The organism is Devosia albogilva (genome assembly GCF_042685625.1).
GTDB lineage: Bacteria > Pseudomonadota > Alphaproteobacteria > Rhizobiales > Devosiaceae > Devosia > Devosia albogilva.
The window spans coordinates 2,339,391-2,348,881 of record NZ_JBHUNP010000001.1; the positions used below are offsets into that span (position 1 = coordinate 2,339,391).

Below are 9,491 nucleotides of genomic sequence, written 5' to 3' on the forward strand. Positions count from 1 at the left end.
TTCGCATTGACCATGGCGTCATTCCTGCCTGTGCGGGGATGACGCGCTTATTCATTGCCGAGGTGGCGCATCCTGCACCCAAGGCTTAGCCTTCGCGGAAGAACACGATGACGGACACGACGACCATGACCGAGAACCTGATGAGCGCCCTGGGGCTCGATCGCCCCGAAAGCGTCGACGACACCGTCGTTCCCTTCACCCTCGACAGGCTCGACACCCGCGGCCGAAGCGTGCGGCTGGGCGCGGCGCTCGACACCATCCTGTCGCGCCACAACTATCCCGCTCCCGTCGCGCGCCTCCTTGGCGAAGCGGTGGTGCTGTCCGCGCTGATCGGCTCGTCGCTCAAGTTCGACGGCCGCTTCATCATGCAGACGCAGACGGATGGCCCGGTGAACCTGATCGTTGTCGACTTCGACGCCCCCGACGGCATGCGCGGCTATGCCCGCTTCGACCATGACCTCCTGGTCAAGGCCGCCGAAGAGGGTCGTACCCGTCCCGGCGAGCTGCTGGGCAACGGCCACCTCGCCATGACCATCGACCAGGGTCCGCACACCGAGCGCTACCAGGGCATCGTCGCCCTCAACGGCAACTCGCTGGAAGAGGTGGCGCACACCTATTTCATGCAGTCCGAGCAGATCCCCACCGTAGTGCGCTTGGCCGTTGCCGAGTTCACCAAAAAGGGCGATCACCGCCCCCATTGGCGCGCCGGCGGCGTCTTGATCCAGCACCTGCCCGAGCATGGCGGGGCCACCATGGCCGACCTGCCGGGCGACGGCGACTTCGACAACCCGGCCATGAAGGATCCCGACTTCGTCGAGGCCGATGGCTGGACCGAGGCCCGCACCATGCTGGCGACGCTCGATGACCTGGAACTGGCCGATCCCGACCTCACCTCCGAGCGGCTCCTGTTCCGGCTCTACCACGAGACCGGTGTGCGCGTGTTCGCGCCGATGACGCTCGAGGAGCGCTGCACCTGCTCCGCCGATCGCATCGAGGACATGCTCGCCAACAGCTTCACTGCCGAAGACCGCGAGGAAATGGCGGTCGACGGTGAAATCGAAGTTGTGTGCGAGTTCTGCTCCACCGCCTACCACTTCAACCCGCATCAGTTCGAGCCGAACTAATCAAAGTCCGCTCGCTCTAGAGACGTCTGGTCGCCGCAGGAAGCTCTCTTCTTGCGGCGACGCAGCTTTGTGCTACGCTTTGCTTCTGACGGGGTGCAATGGGCGTGGGGGCGACCATGGGCTGCTGCAGTGTATGGTCGTTTGCGCGCGCCTATGGGATGCAAGCACCTGTTTCGGTCTTGCTCGCAGGCTGAACCGGAGTGTCCGCCGCCGTCGATCTTCTCTGCTGGGTTCTGGGCGACGGCGAAACACCGGTCCACCCCGATATCGCCCGCGACGTCCTCGATGATGCCCTGGCACGCGAAGTCGACCCGCTGCGCTATTGCGCCTCGAGCCTCGGCATCAACGAAACGCTGGTCATGCAGCGCGCCGCTCGCTGGGCCGATCTCGCCTTCCACGAAACCGTCCCGCGTGGCCTTGAGCGGCAGATCGACCCCGACCGCCTCGACGCCCTGTCCGAGATGCGCTCGTTCGGCCTGGTCGTTCTCGGCAGGCCGGTGGTCTTCTCGGCCCCCGATTTCACCCGCGTCCTGCGGCTGGCAGAGCAGCGCCGGCTGAACCCGGACCTGCGCGACAAGATCTGCCTCGTTCCCGACACTGCCCTCCGCGACTTCGTTTCCCGCTGCGCGGCTAAGGCACTCATCGACAGCGCCCGTCAGCGCCTCGCCCGTCGCTGGCCCTATGCAAGCGCACATCTGGAACTGACGCGCGCGGCGCGGCTGGCGTTCATCGCCGCACTTGTCCTGCTGGTGGCGCTGGTCCTCGTCGCCCCTTACCACTTCCAGTATCTGCTCTTGCCGCTGGTCATCGTTCTGCTGCTGGCGCCGAGCATTATCCGGCTCGCGGCGCTCGGCACCCGCCCTCGCGCAGGCGCACCGCCGCAGCGGCCGGACGATGCCGAACTGCCGGTCTATTCGGTGCTGGTGCCGCTGCGCGACGAGGCGCAGATGGTGCCGCAGTTGTTTGCGGCCTTGCGCAACCTGGACTATCCGCCCGAGCGGCTGGACATCGTTTTCGTGGTCGAGGAAACTTCGCCCGAAACCGTCGCTGCGGTGACCGAAAGGCTCGGCGATCCCCGCTTCAGCCTCGTGCGGGTTCCCGACGCCGCCCCTCGAACCAAGCCCAAGGCGCTGGACTATGCGCTGCCGCTCTGCCGCGGCGAGTTCGTCGTCGTCTTCGATGCCGAGGACGTCCCCGATCCGGCGCAGCTATGGAAGGCGGCGCTGCGCTTCCGCGACGCGCCGGAGCTCGTCTGCCTGCAGGCCCGGCTCGAGATCGACAACGGCCGCTCGTCCTGGCTCGCGACCATGTTTGCCGGAGAATATGCCGGGCTGTTCGGCGTGCTGTTGCCGGCGCTGGCCCGCTGGCGCCTGCCGATGCCGCTTGGTGGCACCTCCAACCACTTCCGGATCTCCGTGCTGCGCGAGGTGGGGGGCTGGGACGCCTACAACGTCACCGAGGATGCTGACCTCGGCCTGCGTCTCGCCCGCCGGCGCCTCGCTGTCGATGTGCTCGATTCCTGCACGGTCGAGAGCGCGCCGACCCGCTTCGTCCCCTGGCTTGGCCAACGCACCCGTTGGCTCAAGGGCTGGATGCAGACCTTCATCGTCCACAACCGCAATCCGCGGCGGCTTGCCCGCGAAACCGGGTTCGGCCCCGCTCTGGCGTTCGAAATCCTGGCGCTCGGCATGATCACCGGGCCCTTGCTGCATGTCGGCTTCGTCTTGGTGTTCGCCGCCGGCCTCGTCACCGGTCATCTGCCCATACCGGCGCATCCGGGTTGGTCGGCCTTTTACGGCGGTGTGCTCGTGCTGGGCTATGGCAGCGCACTCGCCCTCAACCTGGCCGGCCTGAAGCGGCTCGGCCGGCGCGAACTGATGGCGCCACAAGCGCTGCTGCCGTTCTACTGGATCATCGTGGCGCTGGCGATGCTGCGGGCGGCGGTGGACCTCGCCCGCCGTCCCTATTTCTGGTTCAAGACGCCGCACCGGCCCGCCGGGCGCGACACGCTACCCAAGCGGCTTCAGCTGTCGAACAGGCCGATCCGCTGGCCCTTGGCGTCGAAGTAGTGGGCGTTGCGCGCGCTCAACGAGACGGTGACTTTGTCGCCCATCCGGTGATCGGCCCGCCCCGGCACCTGCACCAGCAGCACCTCGCCGGAGCTCAGCGCCACATGCAGGTAGCTCTCGCTGCCGAGATACTCGACCAGGCGCACCGTTCCCGCTGCCAGGACGTCGCCGCCTTCCCCGAGCTGCAGTTGCTCGGGCCGCACCCCGACGCTGATCGGTCCCGCCGGCGCTGCTTCTGTCAGCGTCAGGCTGCCGAAATCCGGCAGTTCCGCCCGTCCGCCGCTCGCCATCGCCTCGATCATGTTCATCCGCGGCGAGCCGATAAAGGTGGCGACGAACCGGTTCTGCGGGAAGTTGTAGAGCTCGTAAGGCGTGCCGACCTGCTCGATATTGCCCTGGTTGAGCACCACGATCCGCGTGGCCATGGTCATGGCCTCGATCTGATCGTGGGTCACATAGATCATGGTGGTGCCGAGCCGGTTGTAGAGATTGGCCAGTTCCACCCGCATCTGCACCCTGAGTTCCGCATCGAGGTTCGACAGCGGCTCGTCGAACAGGAACAGTTGCGGCTCGCGCACGATCGCCCGGCCGATGGCGACGCGCTGCTTCTGCCCGCCGGAGAGCTGGCGGGGCTTGCGCTCCATCAGTTCCTCGATCCTGAGGATGCGCGCCGCCTCCGCGACCCGCCGCTCGATTTCGGCCTTCGGCATCTTGAGGTTCGATAGGCCGAACGCCAGGTTCCGCCGCACGCTCATGTGCGGGTAGAGCGCATAGGACTGGAACACCATCGACAGGTTGCGCTGGCTCGCCGGCAGGTCGTTCACGATACGGTCGCCGATGGCGATCGTGCCGTCGGTGATCTCCTCGAGCCCGGCGATCATGCGCAACAGGGTCGACTTGCCGCAGCCGGACGGCCCGACCAGCACCAGGAACTCGCCCGATTGCACCTCGAGATCGATCCCGTGGATCACCTCGAAGCCGGAATAGGCCTTGCGGACTTCACTCAGGGTAACGGCGGCCATGGTTCAACTCGAAATAGGTGCAAGAACAAGACGCAAGGCAGGTGTTCTGCCCTCCCTCCCCCTTGAGGGGAGGGCCGGGGAGGGGGTGGTCCTGTGGATTCCCACCCCCAACCCCTCCCCTCAAGGGGGAGGGGAGAAATAGGCGGAACCCGCTCATTTCAGTCCGCTCATCGCAATGCCGCGGATGATCAGCCGCTGGAACAGCACGAAGAACAACACGATCGGCAGGATGGACAGGATCGACATGGCGAACATCGGTCCGTACTGCGAGACGCTGTCCTGGCTGATGAACATCCTGAGCGCCAGCGGTACGGTGTAGTCCTTCATGTCGTTGAGATAGACCAGCGGTCCCAGGAAATCCTCCCAGGTCCAGATGAAGCTGAAGATCGCGGCGGTCGCCATCGCCGGCAGCGATAGCGGCATGATGATCGCCCAGTAGATCTTGAACGGCGAACAGCCGTCGATCATCGCCGCCTCGTCGAGTTCGCGCGGCAACTGCCGGAAGAACTGGATCATCAAGAAAATGAAGAAGGCGTCGCCGGCGAGAAACCGCGGCACGATCAGCGGCAGGTAGGTGTTCACCCACCCCAGGTTCAGGAACATGATGTACTGCGGGATCAGCACCACATGGTACGGGATCATCAGTGTCATCATCATCAGCGCGAACCAGATGGTCTTGCCGCTGAATTCCAGCCGCGCGAACGCATAGGCCGCGAAGGAGCAGGAGATGACGTTGCCGATCACGCTCAGCACCGTCACCACCGTCGAATTCCAGAAGAAGGTGGTGAAGCTGACCGGCAGCGCATTCCAGCCCTGCCAGTAGTTCTGCCAGTCGAAGGTCGACGGCCACAGCGACAGGTCGCCGAAGATCTGGTTGTCGGGCTTGAGCGAACTCGCGACCATCCACAGCAGTGGATAGATCATCACGAAGGAGGTGAGGATCAGGAACAGGTGCTTGAGCAAGCCCGCTCGCCGCGCCCGCCGGGCACGTGTCTCGCGGTAGGCCAGGGCCAGAGCGGCCGTGTCGCTGACGGTTGCAGGGGAGGTCGAGGTCATGGCGGTCATCGGATGTCTCCATGAACCGAGAAGCCGCTGTTTCGCCCTCCCTCCCCCTTGAGGGGAGGGTAGCGCAGCTTGGGCCTGCAAGGCCCTAGCGAAGCTGGGGTGGGGGTGGTCCTGTGATCCACCGATGGACCCCCACCCCCGGCCCCTCCCCTCAAGGGGGAGGGGAGCCCAGGCGTCGCAAGATCTGAGGACAAGATGAGCATCCTCATCCCCTCTCGTTCTCGTAGTGGACCCAGTATTTGCTGGTCCAGAAGGCGATGGCGGTGAACAGGGCGATCACCAGCAGCAGCACCCAGGCGAGCGCCGAGGCATAGCCCATGCGCAGGAAACTGAACGCCTCGTTGTAGAGATAGACGGTGAAGAACAGCAGGGAATCCAAGGGGTCACCGCGGCCGCCCGAGATCACGAACGCACCCGAGAAGCTCTTGAAGGCCTCGATCATCTGCAGCACCAGATTGAAAAAGATCACGGGCGCCAGCAGCGGCACGGTGATGGCGAAGAATTTCTTGACCGGCCCCGCCGCATCGATCTCGGCCGCTTCATAGAGCTCGGTCGGTATGGCCCGCAGGCCGGCAAGGAAGATCAGCATCGGCGAGCCGAACTGCCACACCGCCAGTACCACCAGCGTCCACAGCGAATAGTTGGGGTCGGCCAGCCAGTACGGGCCGTCGCCGCCGAAGAAGCGCAGCACGGCGTTCACCACGCCGTCATAGCTGAACAATTGCCGCCACAGGATGGCCACGGCGATCGAGCCGCCGAGGATCGAGGGCAGGTAGAACAGCGCCCGGTACCAGCCGACCGCGCGGATGCCCTTGTCGAGCGCCATGGCGACGCCGAGCGCGAAGATCAGCTTGGCCGGCACCGACAGCACCACGAAGGTGAACGTCACCTGCAGCGCCTTCCAGAAGCGCTGGTCGAACTGGAACATGTAGGCGTAGTTGTCGAGCCCGATCCACTGCGGCGGCCGCACGATGTTGTATTTGGTGAAGCTCAGATAGAGCGAGGCCAGGATGGGCCCGATGGCGAGCAGGAAGAACCCGATCAGCCATGGCGTCAGGAACGCGTAGCCCGCGAAATTGCGGCGCAGGAACTTTTCCATCTCGACCCGAAAACCTCCGTTGAAGACAGGGTGGGTGTGCCGTCAGGGAGTGCCACCGGCACGCCCACCCCGGAAGATCCTGCCCCCGGGAGGAGAGCAGGACCTGTTCGTCAGCCTCAGGCGCGGGCGAGGATCGCCTGAGCCTGCTGCATGAAGTCGGCGGCGACTTCGGGGATGGTGCGCTCCTTCAGCAGCACCGCGACGGCCAGCCGCTCGAAGGTCTGCTCCACCTCGTTCGCACCCGATGGCGGCGGCGGCCCGAGCGGCGCCGTCTTGCCCTGGATCTTGTCGAAGAACTCGACCGATAGGGCCTCGACCTCGGTCAGCTCCGGCTGCAGGGCGGCGCGGACATCGCTCTGGCTCGGAATGCCGCGCTCGAGACCCAGGATCTGCGTCATCTCGATGTCGTTGACGAAGGCGCTCATATAGGTCGTGGCCGCTTCCGGATCGACGCTGTCGCGGGTGAGGCAGACGAACTGCGACGGCTGCACGATCGAGCCGGGGATCATCTCGGCAGTGTTCGGGTACATGGCGACCCCGAGCTTGTCCTCCATCAGCCCCTGCACGCCCACGAGCTGGTTGCTCCACAGATAGGTCATGGCGGACTTGCCGGTGACGACGCCCGTCTGGCTCAACTCGGCAACGCCCGCGAGGCTGGCCGTCTCCTGCGCCGGCGGCGTGCCGCCTGCATCGCGGATTCTCTCCCAGATGCTCCAGTATTCCTCGACGATCTCCTGGGTGGCCCCGTATGTGCCGTCGGCGTCCCACATCACCACGCCCTTCTGGGCGATGAAGTCCGAGAAGTTCTGGTAGTCGGCGGTGTTGTCGTCGGTGCCCGGCACGCCGGTGGCTTCCTTGATGGCGGCGGCGAATTCGCTGAGCTCGTCATAGGTATAGCCATAGGGGTCGAAGTCTTCGCCCGGGACGATCCCCGCTTCCTCGAACAGGCGGGTGTTGAACATCGCCATGTGCGAGTTGGCACCGATCGACAGTGCATAGAACTTGCCGTCCACGGTGCCCGCATCGATGGCGCTCTGGTCGATCTTGGAGATGTCGAGCGTCTTGCCGACATAGTCGTCGAGCGGCACCACGGCGCCGTTGTTGATGTACTCGAACAGCACTCCATAGCCCTGCTGGATCACGTCCGGCATGTTGCCGCCGGCAATCTGCGTGGTGAGCTTGGTGAAGTAGTCGGCAAAGCCCAGCGTCTCGCCGGTGACGACGATGCCCGGGTTCTTCTGGTTGAACAATTCGATCACGGCAAAGGTGCGCTTGTCGCGCTCCGGGTTGCCCCACCAGAAGTGCCGGATCTGCCGGTCCTGCGCGAAGGCGGGCAGCCCGCCCAGCGCCGTCACCGCCATCAGCGAGCCGGCCCCTGCAGCAGACCGGTGCAGGAATTGCCTGCGGTTGAACTTGCTCACGTCGTGTCCTCCCTATGAGCTACGTACGTCACCTCGGCGGGTCAGTCCCTCTGCCCGCCGGTGAAACTTCTTGCGCCTAACTCCTCGGCGCCGTCAGCCCGGGCGCCTCAACCCGGACGAACTCTCCTCCTCGTCGCTGCCACACCTCATTGGCCGCGATCGCTACCGGGATCTCCTGCCCATCGATCCGCACGGTGCCGGTGACCGGCGTCGCCCGCAGGCCGATCAAGCCGGTGACGGTGCCGTCCCGCGCCGTTACCACCCGCAGGCCCTGCGGCACGTCGAACAGCATTTCGCCGTTCCGCCACGCCCGCGCGCGTCCTTCGGCATTGACCAGCTCCAATCTGGCCCCGTCGACGCTGCGCCCGTAGGCGGTCTCGTGCGTCTCGTCGCGATGCTCGATCTGCGCTGGCGTGAGCCCGGTGAACCATAGCGATCCGTCCGGCCGCGGCTGGATGCCGCTCAGCCGCTCGACGAAATCGAGGAGGCACAGGATCGAGGGCGAATAGCTCTCGGTGAACCCGGCGCTGCCGGTAAAGGGGTTCAGCGTCTGCGGAAAGCGGCTGGCGCGGAACAGTGCCGTCAGCGTCGGCTGCATCACCCAGCTCAGTTCCGTATGCCGGCCGTGATGTTCGAAGGCATGCGCCGCCCGGATCAGCGTCAGGAAGTTCGTCGGCCCGCACCAGCTGTTGTAGTCGAAGGCCGGATCGAACCGCGGGTCATCCAGCGACAGCGAGGTGAACGGGTACTTGGCGAAGAACTTCGCCGTGTTCAGCAGATAACGCTCGAGCGCTCCGGCGAAGAACGCCGCGTCCCCGATCTCGCAGGCGAGCACCCTGAGCAGCACGTCGCCCCGCACACGCACGTAGCGGTCGTTGCGGTCGCGGTCGTAAAAGAACCCGTCGGCCTCGTCGAAACACTGCGCCCACAGCGCCCGCTCGCTGGCCTCGGCCTTCGCGTGCCATGGCGCGCCGTCTTCGCCCAACTCCTCCGCCATCCTGGCCAGATACCGGCGCTGGCAGGCGACATTGGCGGTCAGGTCCGGTGCGATGAACGGCAGGATCGGGCTCGACAGGTCGAACTGCTTGGGGTCGTTCCCCTTGGGCGAGTCCGGCACGTGCCAGAAGCGCGCCGACAGGTCGTGCCCGGTGTCATAGGCGCAGAACGCCTCCACCGCCCCGGTGCCGCGCGTGTCGCGCCAGCGCGCCACCCAGGCATCGTTGCGGCTCATGGCCGAATACATCTTGGCGAGGAAATTCTGGTCGCGGCCGTTGAGCTGGTAGTGCGTCCACACCGAGCGGGCCAGCGGCGTCACCGTCTGGATCTGCGAGAAGGCGGCGCCGTCCTTGGTCAGCTTGTAGGGAAACAGCCCGTCCTCGCGCTGGTGCCGCGCAAAGCCCAGAAAGGTGTCGGCGGCCACGTCGGGTCGGAAGCGGCTCAGCAGTTCCGCATTGATGGTGCCGGTGCTTTCGAGCCAGCAGCCGAAATAGATGCCGCCTTCCTGCAGGATCGGCTCCGGCCCCGGCGCCGGCTTGATGCAGGTGGCAAGTTCCCGCACTGCGTCGTCGTGGCGCCGCTCCATCGCCTCGCTGGAGGCGGCAAAGCGCACGGCCCCGGCACCGAACTCCGGCCGGGTACGCAGTCGCTCGAGCAGGGCGCTCATGCCACCCCTCCGGCCAGCCGCAAGCAGC

General features: G+C 65.7%; 7 protein-coding genes. 2 read left to right on the forward strand and 5 right to left on the reverse strand.

Annotated elements, in window-relative coordinates:
• Positions 1-107: 107 nt before the first annotated feature.
• On the forward strand, positions 108-1,124 hold the full coding sequence (locus tag ACFSX5_RS11790; RefSeq protein ID WP_386833658.1) for an Hsp33 family molecular chaperone: 1,017 nt from the start codon (positions 108-110) through the stop codon (positions 1,122-1,124).
• A 200-nt stretch (positions 1,125-1,324) separates the two neighbouring features.
• Positions 1,325-3,193, forward strand: a complete 1,869-nt coding sequence (locus tag ACFSX5_RS11795) for a glycosyltransferase (RefSeq protein ID WP_386833659.1) — start codon at positions 1,325-1,327, stop codon at positions 3,191-3,193.
• Here ACFSX5_RS11795 and ACFSX5_RS11800 read toward each other — a convergent pair.
• From ACFSX5_RS11800 to ACFSX5_RS11820, 5 genes are all read right to left on the reverse strand, one after another.
• A complete protein-coding gene (locus ACFSX5_RS11800; RefSeq protein ID WP_386833661.1) occupies positions 3,148-4,215 on the reverse strand; it encodes an ABC transporter ATP-binding protein in 1,068 nt (355 codons plus the stop codon). The genes ACFSX5_RS11795 and ACFSX5_RS11800 overlap by 46 nt on opposite strands.
• 153 nt (positions 4,216-4,368) lie before the next feature.
• On the reverse strand, positions 4,369-5,139 hold the full coding sequence (locus tag ACFSX5_RS11805) for a carbohydrate ABC transporter permease (RefSeq protein ID WP_386835632.1): 771 nt from the start codon (positions 5,137-5,139) through the stop codon (positions 4,369-4,371).
• Positions 5,140-5,485: 346 nt separating this feature from the next.
• Positions 5,486-6,379 carry a carbohydrate ABC transporter permease gene (locus ACFSX5_RS11810; RefSeq protein WP_386833663.1) on the reverse strand — a complete coding sequence of 298 codons (894 nt, stop codon included), beginning with the start codon at positions 6,377-6,379 and terminating at the stop codon, positions 5,486-5,488.
• Positions 6,380-6,495: 116 nt separating this feature from the next.
• Complete coding sequence (locus tag ACFSX5_RS11815; protein WP_386833665.1) at positions 6,496-7,800, reverse strand: ABC transporter substrate-binding protein; 1,305 nt, start codon at positions 7,798-7,800, stop codon at positions 6,496-6,498.
• 76 nt (positions 7,801-7,876) lie between these two features.
• Positions 7,877-9,463, reverse strand: a complete 1,587-nt coding sequence (locus ACFSX5_RS11820) for an MGH1-like glycoside hydrolase domain-containing protein (RefSeq protein ID WP_386833666.1) — start codon at positions 9,461-9,463, stop codon at positions 7,877-7,879.
• Positions 9,464-9,491: the final 28 nt, after the last annotated feature.